The following is a 17,073-nucleotide window of genomic DNA, read 5'->3' as shown; positions in this document are numbered from 1 at the left end:
GAGACATCGGCCCGCGTTGACCGCAAGGCGAAATTCAGAAAGCGGGGACGCCAGTCGTCGCAAGTCGGTTGCTACCGCAACAAACTTCAACAGGAGCGAATTCTAAATAGATTCCCGGATAGGGTAAATACCAATTAAGCAAATTGTGTATTTTTTAAGACAGAGGAATCGGAATCGTCCAAACGATCGTTTGAATTCCAGGTGCTTAAATTCATTGGAAAAATCGGCCCGAACCCGCGGGCTTCCACGTGTTCGGCCCGATCAGGACGAAGGGGGTCAGAAGCTGTGCTTCAGGCCCATGCCGACCAGCAACTGCGTTCGTGCGCCGGCGTTGAAGCCGTACGAACCGACCGACGCGGTGGCTTCCACCGTTTGACCGCTATCCAGCGTCTTGCCGATGGCCTGTTGATAGCCACCGATGACGTAGGTCGACGTGCGCTTGGACAGCGCATAGGTGACGCCGGCATTGAACTGGTTGTAGTGAGCGCCGAGGTTGCGCGCACCGCGCATTCGCGTGTAGCTATAGCCGATGCCCGTGTTGATCGCCGGCGTCAGGGCATATGTGGCGAAGGCGTTCACGGTGTCGAATGTCGCCGTGCCGGTGAATTCCGACAGACCATCGCTCGCGTACTGGGCATTCGAATACGACAGCCCAAGGATCGCCGGGCCAACGGCGTACTTGCCGGCCACGCGCGCGATGCGTACCTTGCTCGCCGTACGGAAGCCACTGTTGATCGGCGAGTTGAACAGCGAGCCTGCGCTGCTGGTCCACTCGCGATAGCCGTAGGCCGCCCGCGTGTTGCCACCGTCCGCGAAGAAAAAACCGGCGCCGAGCGCGAGCGGACCGTTGTTGTAGGCACCGGCGACGCCGTACGACCGGCCGGCCCCGGTTTCCCCGGCCACGTTGCCCGATGCGTACATGCCTTCGAACTGCAGGCCGCCGAAGTTCGGTGTGGCGTAGCGGATCGAGTTGTTGATGCGTGCGCCGTTGTCGTAGTTGTCGACGTCGCCCGGCGTGGCAAAGAACCCACCGAAGTAACCGTCTGCGGTCATGCCCTGCACGAGATTGACGACCGGGTCGTACTGACGGCCGATGGTCACTTCGCCCCATTCGGTGCTCGTCAGGCCGACGATGGATTTGCGTCCGAACGCCCGGCCGCCGTTACCCATCTCGCCGTTGACCGCATTGAAGCCGCTTTCGATCTGGAACATCGCCGACAGTCCGCGGCCCAGCGGCTCGGTGCCACGCAAGCCCCAGCGGCTGCCGGAGATGATGTTGCTCGTGATCATCGATCGCGATTGCGGGCCGTTGAGGCCGTCCGTGTGATTGGCGTGGACGAAGCCGGAATCGATCGTGCCGTAGAGGGTGACGTTGCTTTGCGCATTGGCGCTGGCAGGCAAAGTCAGGAGGGTGAGCGTGGCGGCGAGCGCAATGGCGCGCGGGCCGATGAACGAGTGAGGACGTTGAGTCATGGTGTCGAGCGCTTAACCGCGCATGGTGGAAATCGACACCGAGAATATTTCCGAACAGCCATTCGGATTCCTTATGAAAATTCCGAATGCACTGAAATCCCCATGGCAGCGACCCCCTGTCGGGGGCGCTGCCGAAGTTTCTAGGAAGTGTCCTCAAATTTCATCGCGCGCTACCGCAGTAAGCGGTAGCGCGGAAAGCACCGTCCTGCGCGAGTCAATGTGGATCCGCACCGGCGTGCGCTGCGGCGTGATGCCGGAGCACCGCGCCAGGACGATCGTTATCGCTTGAACGCCAGCAACTGGGCGCCTTCCGGCACCTGGTCGCCGACGGCGAACAGCACCTCTTCGATTTCACCGTCCTCGGGTGCGCTGATGGTGTGCTCCATCTTCATCGCTTCCATCACGAGCAGCGGCGCGCCCTTCTCGACCTTCGTACCGGCTGGCGCGAGCACGGCAATGACCTTGCCCGGCATCGGCGCCGTCAGCCGCCCCTCGCCCCCTTCCTGCGCCCCGGCCTGTGCCAGCGGATCGTGCCAGCGCAGCGTCCAGGACTGACCGTCCGCGAAGACGTGCGCGGCGTCGTGTTCGAAGTCGACATGCCCTTGAACGCGGCGATCGCCGAGCGTCACGCGATACACCCCGGCGTCGTGGGCGTAGCGATACGGATACGTCTGCCCGTCCACGGTGAGCGTGCTCGCCTGTGGCCCGCTCGTGAGGAGAACCGACAGCCGCGTCTCGTCGTGATCGAAGGCGAGGGTGCGCTGGTAGTCGCCGTTCAGGCGCCACCCGGTGGCGAGCTGCCACGGCGAGTGGTGATCGATGCTGTCCTGATATTTGCGGCGGCCGATCACGGTTTCGCGGGCCAGCTGCGCCGCGACGGCCAGTGCCAGCGTGGTCGCCGGTACCGGGGCGGCGGCCGGGAACAGCGTGTCGCGATGGCGCTCGATCAGCCCGGTGTCGAGATCGGCCGCGGCGAACGGCTCGCTGGCGACCAGGCGTCCGAGGAACGCGATGTTTGTCTGCACGCCCACCACGCGATACTGGCCTAGCGCGCGTCGCATGCGGGCGAGCGCTTCGTCGCGGTCCCGACCCCACACGATCAGCTTGGCGATCATCGGGTCGTAGAAGGGCGAGATGGTGTCGCCTTCGCGCACCCCGGAGTCGATGCGCACCGCGGCCGGCACGTCGGCGCTGCCGATCTCGCACTGGACCGCTGCGGGCGGACGCAACGTGCAGAGCGTGCCCGTCGATGGCAGGAAGTTGTTATCCGGATTCTCGGCGTAGATACGGGCTTCGAGCGCATGCCCGTGAATGCGCAACGCGTCCTGCTTGCGCGGCAACGGTTCGCCCGCCGCCACGCGCAATTGCCATTCCACCAGATCGAGCCCGGTGATCATCTCCGTGACCGGATGCTCGACCTGCAGGCGCGTGTTCATCTCCATGAAGTAGAACGAGCCGTCCTGATTGGCGATGAACTCGACCGTGCCCGCGCCGACATAGCCCACGGCCCGCGCGGCATTACAGGCGGCTTCGCCCATGGCGCGACGACGCTCGTCGGTCATGCCCGGGGCGGGGGCTTCTTCCAGGACCTTCTGGTGACGGCGCTGCACCGAGCAGTCGCGCTCGAACAGATAGACGCAGTTGCCGTGCGCGTCGGCAAATACCTGAATCTCGATATGGCGCGGACGCGTCAGATACTTTTCGACCAACACGCGCTCGTCGCCGAAGCTGCTGGCGGCTTCGCGCTGGCAGGACGTGAGCGCGGCGCGAAACGCCGAGCTGCGCTCAACCACGCGCATGCCCTTGCCGCCGCCGCCCGCGCTGGCCTTGAGCAGCACGGGGTAGCCGATTTCGTCGGCGCGCTCGTGCAGGAACGCGGCGTCTTGATTGTCGCCGTGGTAGCCCGGCACCAGCGGCACTGCGGCGCCTTCCATCAGGGTTTTCGCGGCGCTCTTGCTGCCCATCGCGTGAATGGCGCCGACCGGCGGGCCAATGAAGACGATGCCGGCCTCGTGACACGCGGCGGCGAAGGCTTCGTTCTCGGACAGGAAGCCGTAGCCCGGGTGGATGGCCTGGGCGCCGGTGGCCTTGGCGGCGTTGATGATGGCATCGATGCGCAGATAGCTCTCGCGCGCGGCGGCGCCACCCACGTGCACCGCTTCGTCGCACACGGCGACATGCTTGGCGTGCGCGTCGGCGTCGGAATAGACGGCCACCGTGCGGATGCCCAGCCGTGCGGCCGTGGCGGCCACGCGGCAGGCGATTTCGCCGCGGTTGGCGATGAGGATCTTGTCGAACATGCTGCCTCCGGAAAATGATCGATTGGGGCGGCGCCTGCGCATCGCACTTCGCTTGTGACGAAGGGCCACTGCACTCGCGCCATTCTCTTTGCTATCCAACTTCGCCGCGACGGCGGATCGTCTTTTGCGATCTCGTCGCCGTCGTGGCGGCTTAACCTGTCAACACATCCTTCAACGCCAGCCCTTCGCCGTGCCGATAACGCTCAGTGCGTGGCGCAGGCCGTCAGGCCATCGCACTCGCCTGCGGGCTCGGCGGCGCCGAGCTTTTCCTCGGTCGACGTGTGCATGCCGAGACGCGCGAGCAACGCGCGGTCGTGTTCGGCCTGAGGGTTCTGCGTCACGAGCAGCTTCTCGCCGTAGAACATCGAATTCGCGCCGGCGAGGAAGCACAACGATTGCAGGGCGTCGTCCATCATCTCGCGCCCGGCCGACAGCCGCACCATCGCGCGCGGCATTGTGATACGCGCCACGGCGATCATGCGCACGAAGTCGAACGGATCGACGGCGTCGTTGTTCTCCAGCGGCGTGCCTTCGACCTTCATCAGGTTGTTGATGGGCACCGATTCGGGATACGGCGACAGGTTGGCGAGCTGTGCGATCAGGCCGGCGCGCTCGCGGCTTGTCTCGCCCAGGCCGACGATGCCGCCGCAGCACACCTTCAGTCCCGCGTCGCGCACGCGGGCCAGCGTGTCCAGGCGATCCTGATAGGTGCGCGTGGTGATGATCTGCCCATAGAACTCGGGCGACGTGTCGAGGTTGTGGTTGTAGTAGTCGAGGCCGGCGTCGCGCAATTGCTGCGCTTGCCCGTCACGCAGCATGCCGAGCGTGACGCATGTCTCCAGGCCCAGCGCCTTGACGCTGCGCACCATCTCGCCCACCGCGTCGACCTGGTGCGGCTTCGGGCTGCGCCAGGCGGCGCCCATGCAGAAGCGGGTCGCTCCTGCATCTTTCGCGCGTTGCGCCGCGGCGACCACTTCCTCCACCGGCATGAGCTTCTCGGCTTCCACGCCGGTGTCGTAGCGCGCCGATTGCGGGCAATAGGCGCAGTCCTCCGGGCACCCGCCGGTCTTGATCGAGAGCAGCGTCGAGAGCTGCACGGCATTGGCATCGAAGTGTTCGCGATGCACTTGCTGTGCGCGGAAGATCAGGTCATTGAACGGCAGTGCAAAGAGCGCCTCGATGTCGGCGACGCTCCAGGGCGTGTCGTTGCGGCGCAGGGCTTCGTCGTGGCCGTGAGCGGCGGTGTGGGCGTGAACTTGCATGATGTGATTCCTTGAATTCGGTGAGTTCGTTGATGTCGCGCGATAGGGCAGTGGCGCGCTCAGGGCCGCGTCATGTCGACGAGCGGCCCGATGTCGAGATAGCCGGAGGCGGTCGCCGCGTCGGGGTGCGCCAGATGCGGCACGCGCCCGAGCAGCGGCGCGGGCAAGCGCGCGGCAAGGGTGTCGATGTTTGCCGCCACGTGACGCATCTCCGGATCGACGTGATTGGCGACCCAGCCCGCGAGCGTGAGCCCGCGGGCGGTGATGGCCTCGGCGGTGAGCAGGGCGTGGTTGATGCAGCCGAGCCGCAAACCGACGACCAGGATCACCGGCAGGCCGAGCTGGCGCGCCAGCTCGGCCGTATCCGGTGCATTGGCATCGGCGCCGAGCGGCACACGAAAGCCGCCCACGCCCTCGACGATCACCAGATCGGCCCGCGCGGCGACACGCGCATAGCCCGCGCGGATCACGCTGCAATCGAGCGCGATGCCTTCAGCGGCGGCGGCGATATGGGGCGCCGTGGCGTCCTTGAGCACATAGGGGCAGTACCAGTCGTCGGGCAGCTTCAGGTTGCTCGCCTGGTGCAACTGCTCGACGTCGTCGTTGACGAAGCGCCCGTTATGCTCCGAGGCGCCAGCCGCGACCGACTTGAGCCCCGCGCACACCAGCCCGCGCCGAGAGGCGGCATGGAGCAGCGCAGACGACACGAGCGTCTTGCCGATTTCCGTGTCGGTGCCGGTAACGAAGAACGCATGGCGCGCCGACGTGGCCCGGGCGGCGGGCGTATCGATAGATATATCGAGGGGAGCGACGAGACGCGGATCAGCCATGGGCGTGCTCCGTCCAGTCTCGATCCAACTGGTTGATGGCGGTGGCGAGCCGGTCGACGTCGTCGGCCGTGTGCGTTGCGCAGAGCGTCAGGCGCAGTCGCGACGTGCCGGGTGCCACGGTCGGCGGGCGGATGGCGGGCACCCACAGTCCCGCTTCGGCCAGCCCAGCCTGCGCGTGCAGTGCCGCGGCATTCTCGCCGAGGATGATCGGCTGCACGCCCGTGGGCGAGACCCTGTGCCGCCAATGCCGCAGCGTGAGCGAGTCGCGCAGTTGGGCGATGCGCGCTTGCAGCGCGGCGCGGCGCTCGCGGCCTTCGTCGCCGGCGATCAGCGCCAGGCTCGTGAGCAGTGCGTGGGCCTGCGACGGCGCGGCGGCCGTGGTGAAGATATACGGCCGCGCACGATTGACGAGCCATTCGATGACACGCTCGTTGGCGGCGACGAATGCGCCGCCGACACCGGCGGCCTTGCCGAGCGTTCCGATGATGACAAGGTTCGGCGAGCACAGATCGAAATGCTCGAACACGCCTCGCCCCGTCTCGCCGACGACGCCGAAGCCATGCGCATCGTCTACCACCAGCCACGCGTTGTGTCGTTCGGCCAGTGCAAGCAGTTGTGGCAGCGGCGCGATATCGCCGTCCATCGAGAACACGCCGTCGGTGACGATCAGCTTCGTCTCGGCGGTGCTGGCGTCGAGCAGCGCGGCCAGGGCGTCGACGTCGCCGTGCGGGTAGACGTGCGTGCGCGCCCGGGACAGACGTGCGCCGTCGATCAGCGAGGCGTGATTGAGCGCTTCGGAGAAGATGTCGGCGTCCTTGTTGGCGAGCGCGGAGAGGGTCGCCAGGTTGGCCATGTAACCGGTACAGAAGTACAGCGCGCGGCCGTCGACGAGATGGGGCGACATGAAGTCGGCGAGCGCGTCTTCGAGTTCCGCGTGGGCCTGCGAATGACCGCTGATGAGGTGCGATGCGCCGCTGCCTGCGCCGTAGCGCCGCGCGCCCTCGATGAGCGCCTCGACAATCTTCGGATGCGCTGCCAGACCGAGATAGTCGTTGCTGGCGAATGCGAGCACGTCGCGGCCGTCGGCGCGCACATGGGGCTGGCAGGGCGTGGACACCACGCGGCGGCGGCGTCGCAGATGCGCGCGGTCGATGTCGGCCAGGCCGGCGTCGAGCCGGGCGAACAGGGGATGGGTTGTCATGCGGGCACCTCCGTGCCGTGCGTCGTCGTGGCGTCGAAGGCCGCAAGCGTTTGCGCCGCGAGCCAGTCGATGGTGTCGTCGTCGAGCACGTACGGCGGCATCAGGTAGACCGTGGCGCCGATGGGGCGCAGCAGCACGCCGCGCGCCCGGGCTTCGGCGTAAAAGCGTTTCGCGAAGGCGCTGGCGGCGCCGGGGGTGTCCGGCAACATCGCATCGAACGCCCAGATCATGCCGCGATGACGCAAGTGCCTGGCCCGCGGATCGTCGGCCAACGGCGCGAGTGCCTGGGTGAGGCGTTGTGCGCGAAGTATGTTGCTGGCGAGCACGTCGTCGTCGGCAAAGATGTCGAGCGTGGCGAGCGCGGCGCGGCACGCCAGCGGATTGCCGGTGTACGAGTGCGAGTGCAGGAAGCCGCGTGCGGTCTCGTCGTCGTAGAAGGCGTTGTAGATCGCGTCGCGCGAGAGCACCAGCGACAGGGGCAGATAGCCGCCGCTGATGCCCTTGGACAGGGTGAGCAGATCGGGCCAGATGCCGGCCTGCTCGCTCGCGAAGAAGGTGCCGGTGCGTCCGCACCCAACGGCGATTTCGTCGGCGATCAGATGCGCGCCGTGCTGGTCGCACAGCGCGCGCACGCGGCGCAGATACTCGGGATCGTGCATTGCCATCCCGGCCGCACATTGCACCAGCGGTTCGACGATGACGGCGGCGATGCGTCCCTCGCGCTGCGTAAGCAACGTCTCGAGGTCTGCCGCGGCGCGACGCGCGACGTCGGCCGGCGTCTCCCCGTCGCGGGCGTCACGCGCGTCGGGCGAGGCCACCACGTGGGCGTGGCGCAGCAGCGGGTCGTAGGCATCGCGAAAGAGCGCAACGTCGGTCACGGCGAGCGCACCGAGCGTCTCACCGTGATAGCCGTGGCGCACGCAGACGAATTCGCGCTTGTCGCTGTGGCCCTGATTGCGCCACGCGTGAAAGCTCATCTTCAGGGCGATCTCGACGGCCGACGCGCCATCAGACGCGAAGAACGCATGGCCGAGCACGCCGCCGGTCAGCGCCGACAGACGCTCGGCCAGGGCAACGACCGGTTCGTGGGTGAAGCCTGCGAGCATCGCGTGTTCGAGGCGGCCAAGCTGATCGACGAGTGCCGCGTTGATGCGCGGATTCGCGTGGCCGAACAGATTGACCCACCATGAGCTGATGGCGTCGAGGTAACGCTCGCCGTCGGTATCGACGAGCCAGGGACCTTCGCCGTGGGACAACGCGACGAGCGGTAGCTGTGCCTGTTGCTTCATCTGCGTGCAGGGGTGCCAGACCTGTCGCAGACTGCGCGCGGCGAGATCGCCGGGAACGGCGGGGGGGCGCGAAGAGGCGTCCATCGGTGACTCCTTGGTTGGCCGCGACGGACGACGCTCACAAGCTAATGTGTGCCGTCCGTTCGGCTGGCCGGTGACGGGCATTGCGCAGGGCGCTGCCGCACGGGGCCGGAGGTGGGGGGATGGACGCATGGTAGGCAAAGCGTTTTAGTAGGGCAATAGGCGGAATTGGTGCGAAAAATCGCTGTTTTGTGTGCCGTAGCGTGACGTTATCGATAAATTCGCAAAACCCGCCGATAACGTTGCGGCATCTCCGCCGTCACCCCTCCCCCAAAAAATTTGTAACCGATGATGTGGCCTGACGCACGTGCGTCGCTCAGGACGCTTCGCGCCATGCTGGCGCGCGCTTCTCGAGGAACGAGCGCACCCCTTCGCGGCCTTCGTCGGACGCGCGGATCTTCGCGATGCGGTCCGCCGTGTCGGCGATGGCGCCGTCGTCGATCTCTCGACTCGCGAAGTCCTGCACGAGCCGTTTGCACTCTTTTACTGCGTTCGGGCTGTTGTCGACGAGCGCCTTGGCCAGTGCCTGCACGGTGCTGTCGAGCGCCTCGGCGCTCACGACTTCGTGCACGAGACCGTGACGGTGGGCGGTCGCGGCGGTGAAGCGCTCCGCCGTGAGGAAATAGCGGCGCGAAGCCGACTCGCCGAGGGCGCGAATGACGTAGGGGCCGATCGTTGCCGGCATCAGGCCCAGCTTTGCCTCCGACAGGCAGAAGTGCGCAGTGTCGACCGCCACGACCATGTCGGCCACGGCGGCAAGACCCACGCCGCCCGCGTACGCGTCGCCCTGCACGCGGGCGATCACCGGCTTCGGGCAGCGATAGATCGTGCTCAGCATGACGGCCAGCGTCATCGCGTCGGCGCGGTTCTCGGCGTCCGAGTAGCCGGCCATCTTCTGCATCCAGTTCAGATCGGCACCCGCGCAGAAGGCGACGCCTTCTGCGGCGAGCACGATGGCGCGCACGTCGTCGTTCGTGGCGAGCGCGCGAAACGCGCCCGTCAGTTCCTCGATGACCGTTTCGTTGAACGCGTTGCGCACGTCCGGACGATTGAGCGTGACGGTGGCGACGTGGGCGTCGACGCTGACTTTTAACGTGACGAGATTCATGACGTGGAATTCCTCGATGGGCCGTTGCGGGCGATTACATGCGGAACAGGCCGAAGCGCGTTTCGGGAATGGGCGCGTTGAGCGTGGCCGACAGCCCCAGTCCGAGCACGGTGCGGGTATCCGCCGGATCGATCACGCCGTCGTCCCACAGGCGGGCGCTGGCGTAGTACGGATGGCCCTGGCGCTCGTATTGATCGCGAATCGGCTGCTTGAAGGCATCCTCTTCCTCGGCGCTCCACTGGCCGCCACGGCCCTCGATGCCGTCGCGCTTGACCGTGGCGAGCACCGACGCGGCCTGCTCGCCGCCCATCACCGAGATACGGGCGTTCGGCCACATCCACAGGAAGCGCGGCGAGTAGGCCCGGCCACACATGCCGTAGTTGCCGGCGCCGAACGAGCCGCCGATGATGACCGTGAACTTCGGCACGTTCGCGGTGGCGACCGCCGTCACCATCTTCGCGCCGTGCTTGGCGATGCCCTCGTTCTCATACTTGCGCCCGACCATGAAGCCGGTGATGTTCTGCAGGAAGATCAGCGGGATCTTGCGCTGGCAGCACAGCTCGATGAAGTGCGCGCCTTTCTGGGCCGACTCGGAGAACAGGATGCCGTTGTTCGCCACGATGCCGACCGGATAGCCCCACAGATGCGCGAAGCCGCACACGAGCGTGGTGCCGTAGCGCGCCTTGAATTCGTCGAACTCGGAGCCGTCGACCAGGCGCGCAATCACTTCGCGTACGTCGAACGGCTTCTTCGTGTCGGACGGAATCACACCGTACAGGTCTCGGGCGTCGTACTTCGGCTCGACCGGTGGCTTGACCGCAACCGTGGCCGGTTTGCGACGGTTGAGATTCGCGGCGATGCTGCGCGCGATGGACAGCGCGTGCGCGTCGTTCTGCGCGAAGTGATCGACCACGCCCGACAGGCGCGTGTGGACGTCGGCGCCGCCGAGGTCTTCGGCGCTCACTTCCTCACCGGTGGCCGCTTTCACGAGCGGCGGGCCGCCGAGGAAAATCGTGCCCTGTTCCTTGACGATGATCGACTCGTCGCTCATCGCAGGCACGTAGGCGCCGCCGGCGGTACACGACCCCATCACCACGGCGATCTGCGGAATGCCCTGCGCGGACATCTGCGCCTGGTTGTAGAAGATGCGCCCGAAGTGATCGCGGTCGGGGAAGACATCGTCCTGGTTCGGCAGGTTGGCGCCGCCCGAGTCGACCAGGTAGATACACGGCAGATGGTTCTGCTCGGCGATCTCCTGCGCGCGCAGGTGCTTCTTGACCGTCATCGGGTAATAGGTGCCGCCCTTGACCGTGGCATCGTTGCAGACGATCACGCACTCCTGGCCTGATACACGGCCGATGCCGGTGATGATGCCGGCGCCCGGGGCGTCGTCGTGATACATGCCGATGGCCGCGAGCTGCGAGAGTTCGAGAAACGGCGAGCCCGGATCGAGCAACTGTTGTACGCGCTCACGCGGCAGCAGCTTGCCGCGCGCGATGTGCTTCTTGCGCGCGGCCTCACCGCCGCCACCGGCCAGTTGTGCAATGCGGGCACGCAGGTCGTCGACCAGGGTCTGCATCGTGGCCGCGTTGCGTGCAAAGTCTTCGCCGCGCGGGTTGAGCTTGCTTTCAAGAATCGGCATGTGACGAAATCCGGTGGAGAGTGAGGGAGTCGTTGGAGGCGTTTCGTGGACGTGCACCGCGGCGGGGTCAGTCGAACAGGTCGCCGTCGATGTAGCGCCAGCGGCCGTCGTCCGAGCGCTCGAAGCGGCTGCGTTCGTGCAGCCGGTGCGCCCGTCCGCCGACCTTGTAGCGGGCGACGAATTCGACTTCGGCATGCGACGCATCGCTTTGGCGATGGGCCTTGATCTGCAGGCCAAGCCATTGCGGTGCGTCGTCGAAGTCAAGCGTGGCGGGACGCGTGCGCGCCGCCCAGGTGTCGAGCAGGTACGCGGCGTTGTGACGCACGAACGCCGTGTATCGCGAGCGCATCAGCGCTTCGGCGCTCGGCGCCATGTCGCCGTGTTCCAGGTAGCGCGCGCAGCAGTCGTCGAACGTGGGCCCGCCGCAAGGGCAGGTGTCGCGCTCGAGGTCTGGCGTCGTTGCGCTGCGCGACGTTTGGGGTCTTGCCATCGTGAGTCTTGCCTTGTTGTCAGATCTTGCCTTGCTTCAGACAGGCCTCGACCTGTGGGAAGTGGTCGAAGCCCCAGAACGGTTCGCCGTCCACGATCACGAAGGGCGAGCCGAACACCCCACGCGCCATCGCCAGATCGATTTCGGCCTTGAGATGGTCCTTGGCGGCGGGCGAGTGCATGCCGGCGTCGAGCTTCGTGCCGTCGATGCCCAGGGCCTCGCCGAGACGCACGAGTTCCGCCGGGTCGCCGATGTTCACGTCGTCGACGTAAAGCGCGTGGAAGATCGACTTCGCGAACTCGGCGGACAGGTCGCCGCCGTGATGATCCTGCACCCAGAGCACGGCGCGCTCGGCGGCTTGCGTCGGAATCGGGAAGTGCGTCGGCCGCTTGTACGCGATGCCGTGAAACCGCGCGGTGCGCTCCACGTCATGCCGCAGATACGCGGTCTTGATCGGATGCTGCGTCGGTGCGCCCGTGCCGTTCACCTTATAGACGATGTCGAGCAGGATCGGATGCCACGCCACGCCACGCCCGTGTCTCGTCGCGATGTCGTCGATGCAGGTGCTCGCAAAATACCCATACGGGGATGCGAAGTCGAAATAAAAGTCGATGGCGGACGTCATGTGGGCTCCGTTTCCGAGTGACGTGTCTGGCCCGCGAATCAAAAGATGCGGCGGTGTGGCTACAGCTTGTTATTCCGTTTCGCGCCGGACGATGTCTGCCCGGTCGCGAATTTATTTTTTCCTGCGATTACCACGCAAGTGCGTTGCCGTCGTAATTGAAGAAACCTCCGTTGTGCGTGGCGCGCTCGCCCGGTGCTCGGGCGAGCACACGCCGCATGCCGGCCACGCTCGTCTGCACGTCGATGTCCGCGTTCTCGCCGCCCATGTCCGTGCGCACCCAGCCCGGATGCATTGCGACGCAGGTGGCGCGCCGCGCTTCGAGCGACGTGGCCTTGACGACCGAATTCACGGCCGCCTTGCTTGCCCGATAAAGCCAGCTGCCATTCGTCTCCATCAGGGCGATGCTGCCCATGCGACTCGAAAGAAAGCCAAACGCGCCGCCGGCGGCCTCGACGAACGGCAACACGAGCGGCGCGGCCTGCATGGCGCCGAGGACATTCGTGTGGAACACGCGGTTGAACTCGGCCATGGTGATCGGCGCGAGGCCCGTGGTGCGCTCCGAATTCACGCCTGCGTTGTAGATCGCGACGTCCAGGGCCACGCCATCGAGTTGCCACGACAGGCCGGAGAGCGACTCCACACGCGTGACGTCGAGCTGCAACGGCTCGGCGTCCAACTCGCGCAAGGCCGCCAGACCGTCCTCATGGCGTGCTGTAGCGAAGACACGCCAGCCGTCGTCGCGATACTGTCTGACGAATTCCATGCCGATGCCGCGCGAGGCACCGATGATGAGCGCTGTTTTCATGACCTGTGATTCCTGTGGGCCAGTGCGTGAGCCTGCGGGGTCAAACGAGTTCGATGGCCATCGCTGTCGCTTCGCCGCCGCCGATACACAGGCTGGCTACGCCGCGCTTGCCGCCGGTCTGGCGCAACGCACCGATGAGCGTGACCAGGATGCGGGCGCCGGAGGCGCCGATCGGGTGGCCGAGCGCACAGGCGCCGCCATGAATATTGACCTTCTCGTGCGGCAGGTTGAACTCGTGCATCGCGGCCATCGTGACGACCGCGAAGGCTTCGTTGATTTCATACAGATCGACGTCGTTCGTCGACCAGCCGGTCTTCTCGAAGAGCTTGCGCATCGCGCCGACCGGCGCCGTGGTGAAGAGGCCCGGCTGTTGGGCGAAGGTGGTGTGTCCGGCGATGCGCGCGAGCGGCGCGAGGCCGAGACGTTTGGCCGTCGATTCGCGCATCAGTACCAAGGCCGCGGCACCATCCGAGATCGACGACGAATTTGCCGCTGTCACCGTGCCGTCCTTGCGGAAGGCTGCCTTGAGCGTCGGGATCTTTTCGGGGTTGGCCTTGAACGGCTGCTCGTCCTGATCGACCACCGTGTCGCCCTTGCGACCCGGTACCGTCACCGCCGCGATTTCCCACGAGAACGCGCCGTCCTTCGTGGCCTTTTGCGCGCGTTCGAGCGAGGCGATGGCGAAGGCGTCCTGGGCCTCGCGGGTGAAGGCGTAACGGTCGGCGCATTCCTCGGCGAAGGTGCCCATCAGGCGGCCCTTGTCGTAGGCGTCTTCCAGACCGTCGTAAAACATGTGGTCGATGACCTGGCCGTGTCCCATGCGCATGCCGGTGCGTGCCTTCGGCAGCAGATACGGGGCATTGCTCATGCTTTCCATGCCACCGGCGACGATCACGTCGGCGCTGCCGGCCACGAGCATGTCGTGCGCGAACATGGCGGCGCGCATGCCCGACCCGCACATCTTGTTGACGGTGGTCGCCCCGGCGGCGAGCGGCAGACCGGCGCCGAGCGTGGCCTGACGCGCAGGCGCCTGACCCTGGCCGGCGGGCAGCACGCAGCCCATGACCACTTCGTCGACCTGCTCGGGTTGGATTCCGGCGCGTTCGACGGCGGCGCGAATGGCAGCGGCACCCAGTTGCGGTGCGGTCACATCGCCGAATACCCCTTGCAGGCCGCCCATCGGCGTGCGTGCGGCGGAAACGATAACGATCGGGTCGTGTTGCATGGCAGTCTCCTGTAATTGCTTGCGGGGGCCGACGATCGTCCTTGCGGACCGGGTCGTCAGCCCCCGAATATCCAATGCTTCAGTCCTTGCATCGTCCGTGCGCCCGGCGAGGGGTGTCCGGCGTGGCCGGACAAGGTGGCTCGCTCAGGCGCGCGGATTGCGTAATTCGGCCATCGCGGCCACGCAGCGGTCGTAAATGCGCGGCAGGGCTTCGAGGCTGTTGACCGACATGCGCAGGTCGCGCACCAGCCCGTCGCGCAGGCCGTACACCCAGCCGTGCACCGTTACGGGCTGATTGCGGGCCCAGGCGTCGCGCAATACCGTCGTATGACAGATATTGACCACCTGCTCGATGGCGTTCAGTTCGCACAGTCGGTCGTGACGCGCGTCGCGCGACGGCAGCGCGTCGATTTGCTCGACGTGGCGCTCGTACACATCGCGCACGTGGCGCAGCCAGTTGTCGACGAGGCCCATCTTCGCGCCGTCGAGCGCCGCGCCTACGCCGCCGCAACCGTAATGGCCGACCACCATGATGTGGCGAACCTTCAGCACTTCGACGGCGAACTGCAATACCGACAGACAGTTCAGATCGCTGTGCACCACGACGTTCGCGATATTGCGGTGGACGAACACTTCGCCCGGCGCGAGGCCCGTGATCTGGTTAGCCGGCACGCGCGAGTCCGAGCAGCCGATCCAGAGGTACTCCGGCGTTTGCAGCTTTGACAACCGCTCGAAAAATGCGGGATCTTCCGCGTTCACGCTGGCGACCCAGGCGCGGTTGTTATCGAGCAGATGGAGGAGAGGTTGGTCTTTGTCTTCGGTCATGATCGTGTCATCCGGTGAACGTGTCGTGTGCTGGGAGACATCGCATGCTCAAGCGGCCGCCGCGCGGGGCGGGGCGCTGGTGGCACCGTGGCCGGTGCCGTAGCGATTGACGAAACGCAGCGAGACATCGTACGGATAGAAGTCGTGCATCTGTCCGGCTCGCACCCGGTCCTGGTAGTCCTGCCACAGGCCGGGGTCGAAAAAATCCGGATGATGCTGGCTCAGGGAGTGCCGCACGCGCGCGTCTCCTGTCAGGAACGTCTCGAACGTCTGCGGAAACACGTCGTGCGGGCCTACACGGTACCAGACTTCCCCCGACATCGCCTCTTCTTCGTTACGGGGTTCCGGCACTCGACGGATGTGGCAATCCGTCAGATATTCCAGTTCATCGTAGTCGTAAAAGACCACCCGGCCGTGGCGCGTGACACCGAAATTCTTGTACAGCAGATCGCCGGGGAAGATGTTCGCCGCCATCAGCTCCTTCACCGCGTTGCCGTACTCGCGCATGGCGTGGTCGACCTCGGCGTCCGATGCCGTTTGCAGCCACAGATTGAGCGGCGTCATGCGGCGCTCGATGTAGCAGTGGCGAATCACGAGAGCGTCGCCGTCGATTTCGAGCTGCGAGGGCACTTCGCGCTGGAGTTCGGCGAGCAGGGCGTCGTCGAAACGCGCGCGCGGGAAGGCCACGCTCGAGAACTCCAGCGTATCGGCCATCCGGCCCACACGATCATGCTGCTTGACCATCAGGTACTTCGCTTTCACCTGCTCGCGCGTGGTCTCCTTGGGTGGCGCGAAGCGCTCGCGAATCACTTTGAAGACATACGGATACGAGGGCAGCGTGAAAACCAGCATGACCAGCCCGCGAATGCCTGGCGCGCTCACGAACAGGTCGCTCGAATGCTTCAGGTGATGCAGGAAATCGCGATAGAACAGGTTCTTGCCGTGTTTCTGCAGACCGACCGACGTATAGATCTCCGCTTTCGGCTTGCCCGGCATGATCGTGCGCAGGAACTGCACGTAGGCCGACGGCACTTCCATATCGACCATGAAATAGGCGTGCGTGAAGCCGAACACCACGCGGAGTTCCTCGCGGCGCAGCAGAGCGGCGTCGAGCGCCAGCATGCCATTCGCGTCGTGCATGATCGACAGGGCGAAGGGCGTGGTCACATCGCCGTTCACGATACGTCCCACGATATAGGCGGCCTTGTTCCGGAAGAACAGCGACGCGAGCACATGAATCTGGAAATTCGGCGCGGGCACGAAGTCGCCGAGCGTCTCATCGAGGGCGCGCATCACATAGCCGACGTCGCGCGTCAGATCGGCAAACGGGCGTTTGAGCTGGAAATTCGTGACGATGCGCGCGATCGTGGGGGCCATGCCGTCTTGCGCCGGGTAATAGACGCGATACGTCGGCTTCGCGGCGGGCGCGTCGTTCTCGATGTACTCCGTCGCCACGGCGGGGCGCACGAAGATGAAGCGGTTGTTGAAATACGAACGGTGCAGGATCTTGCAGCACACCGAGTTGAAAAACGTCTCGGCCAGCTCCGGCTGACGGTGCTCGGTGAGCAAGCCGATGTAATGCAGCTTCACTTGCTGCCAGACATCGTCGTCGAGCGACTGGGCGTCGAACTCGTCTTCGAGCGTCACGACGCATTCGCGCACGCGTTCGTCGTAATAGGCGATGCGGTCGCGCTGGAGCTTCTGGATACCCATGAAATCGCCCGCCTCGAAACACGCCTGCGCCGCGATGCATACATCGCGGAAAATGCGGTAATGCTTGTCGAAGCCGTCCAGCATCGTGCGGGCGACATCGTAAGCAAACTGCGACGACAGGAGTTTCGGGAAGTGATTCATACCGGTCGGGACAGGCGCAGGGGCGATCTCAAGGGATTGTAGCGCCGCTGCCTGCGCCTGAAT

General features: G+C 65.6%; 14 protein-coding genes. All 14 read right to left on the bottom strand.

Annotated elements, in window-relative coordinates; all coding sequences use genetic code 11:
- Nucleotides 1-276: 276 nt before the first annotated feature.
- The gene (locus PanNE5_RS04940; protein ID WP_261939340.1) at nt 277-1,473 is read right to left on the bottom strand and encodes a porin; all 1,197 of its coding nucleotides are present in this window, start codon (nt 1,471-1,473) and stop codon (nt 277-279) included.
- A gap of 278 nt (nt 1,474-1,751) precedes the next feature.
- A complete protein-coding gene (locus tag PanNE5_RS04935; protein ID WP_261939339.1) occupies nt 1,752-3,773 on the bottom strand; it encodes an acetyl/propionyl/methylcrotonyl-CoA carboxylase subunit alpha in 2,022 nt (673 codons plus the stop codon).
- A 203-nt stretch (nt 3,774-3,976) separates the two neighbouring features.
- Nucleotides 3,977-5,035 carry a biotin synthase BioB gene (gene bioB, locus PanNE5_RS04930; RefSeq protein ID WP_150562202.1) on the bottom strand — a complete coding sequence of 353 codons (1,059 nt, stop codon included), beginning with the start codon at nt 5,033-5,035 and terminating at the stop codon, nt 3,977-3,979.
- Between the two features lie 59 nt (nt 5,036-5,094).
- Complete coding sequence (gene bioD / locus PanNE5_RS04925; protein WP_017233229.1) at nt 5,095-5,865, bottom strand: dethiobiotin synthase; 771 nt, start codon at nt 5,863-5,865, stop codon at nt 5,095-5,097.
- Nucleotides 5,858-7,066, bottom strand: coding sequence for an 8-amino-7-oxononanoate synthase (bioF, locus tag PanNE5_RS04920; protein WP_261939338.1), 1,209 nt, complete (start codon nt 7,064-7,066; stop codon nt 5,858-5,860). The genes bioD and bioF overlap by 8 nt, the downstream gene beginning before the upstream one ends.
- Nucleotides 7,063-8,439 carry an adenosylmethionine--8-amino-7-oxononanoate transaminase gene (gene bioA, locus PanNE5_RS04915; RefSeq protein ID WP_261939337.1) on the bottom strand — a complete coding sequence of 459 codons (1,377 nt, stop codon included), beginning with the start codon at nt 8,437-8,439 and terminating at the stop codon, nt 7,063-7,065. The genes bioF and bioA overlap by 4 nt, the downstream gene beginning before the upstream one ends.
- A gap of 313 nt (nt 8,440-8,752) precedes the next feature.
- Nucleotides 8,753-9,544, bottom strand: coding sequence for an enoyl-CoA hydratase/isomerase family protein (locus tag PanNE5_RS04910; protein WP_017231714.1), 792 nt, complete (start codon nt 9,542-9,544; stop codon nt 8,753-8,755).
- A gap of 34 nt (nt 9,545-9,578) precedes the next feature.
- Nucleotides 9,579-11,186, bottom strand: a complete 1,608-nt coding sequence (locus tag PanNE5_RS04905; RefSeq protein WP_017231715.1) for a carboxyl transferase domain-containing protein — start codon at nt 11,184-11,186, stop codon at nt 9,579-9,581.
- Between the two features lie 67 nt (nt 11,187-11,253).
- Complete coding sequence (locus PanNE5_RS04900) at nt 11,254-11,676, bottom strand: YchJ family protein (RefSeq protein WP_261939336.1); 423 nt, start codon at nt 11,674-11,676, stop codon at nt 11,254-11,256.
- A 19-nt stretch (nt 11,677-11,695) separates the two neighbouring features.
- A complete protein-coding gene (locus PanNE5_RS04895; protein ID WP_017231717.1) occupies nt 11,696-12,301 on the bottom strand; it encodes a 2-hydroxychromene-2-carboxylate isomerase in 606 nt (201 codons plus the stop codon).
- A 127-nt stretch (nt 12,302-12,428) separates the two neighbouring features.
- Nucleotides 12,429-13,106, bottom strand: coding sequence for an SDR family oxidoreductase (locus tag PanNE5_RS04890; protein WP_150562206.1), 678 nt, complete (start codon nt 13,104-13,106; stop codon nt 12,429-12,431).
- 40 nt (nt 13,107-13,146) lie between these two features.
- Entirely contained in the window at nt 13,147-14,331 is a 1,185-nt protein-coding gene (locus PanNE5_RS04885; RefSeq protein ID WP_150562207.1) for an acetyl-CoA C-acetyltransferase, read from the bottom strand.
- A 144-nt stretch (nt 14,332-14,475) separates the two neighbouring features.
- Nucleotides 14,476-15,156, bottom strand: a complete 681-nt coding sequence (gene can, locus PanNE5_RS04880; protein ID WP_017231720.1) for a carbonate dehydratase — start codon at nt 15,154-15,156, stop codon at nt 14,476-14,478.
- A gap of 48 nt (nt 15,157-15,204) precedes the next feature.
- Nucleotides 15,205-17,010, bottom strand: coding sequence for a bifunctional isocitrate dehydrogenase kinase/phosphatase (gene aceK, locus PanNE5_RS04875; RefSeq protein WP_261939335.1), 1,806 nt, complete (start codon nt 17,008-17,010; stop codon nt 15,205-15,207).
- Nucleotides 17,011-17,073: the final 63 nt, after the last annotated feature.

It is taken from the genome of Pandoraea sp. NE5, from assembly GCF_024363545.1.
GTDB lineage: Bacteria > Pseudomonadota > Gammaproteobacteria > Burkholderiales > Burkholderiaceae > Pandoraea > Pandoraea cepalis.
This window is presented reverse-complemented; position numbering and strand designations above follow the sequence as displayed.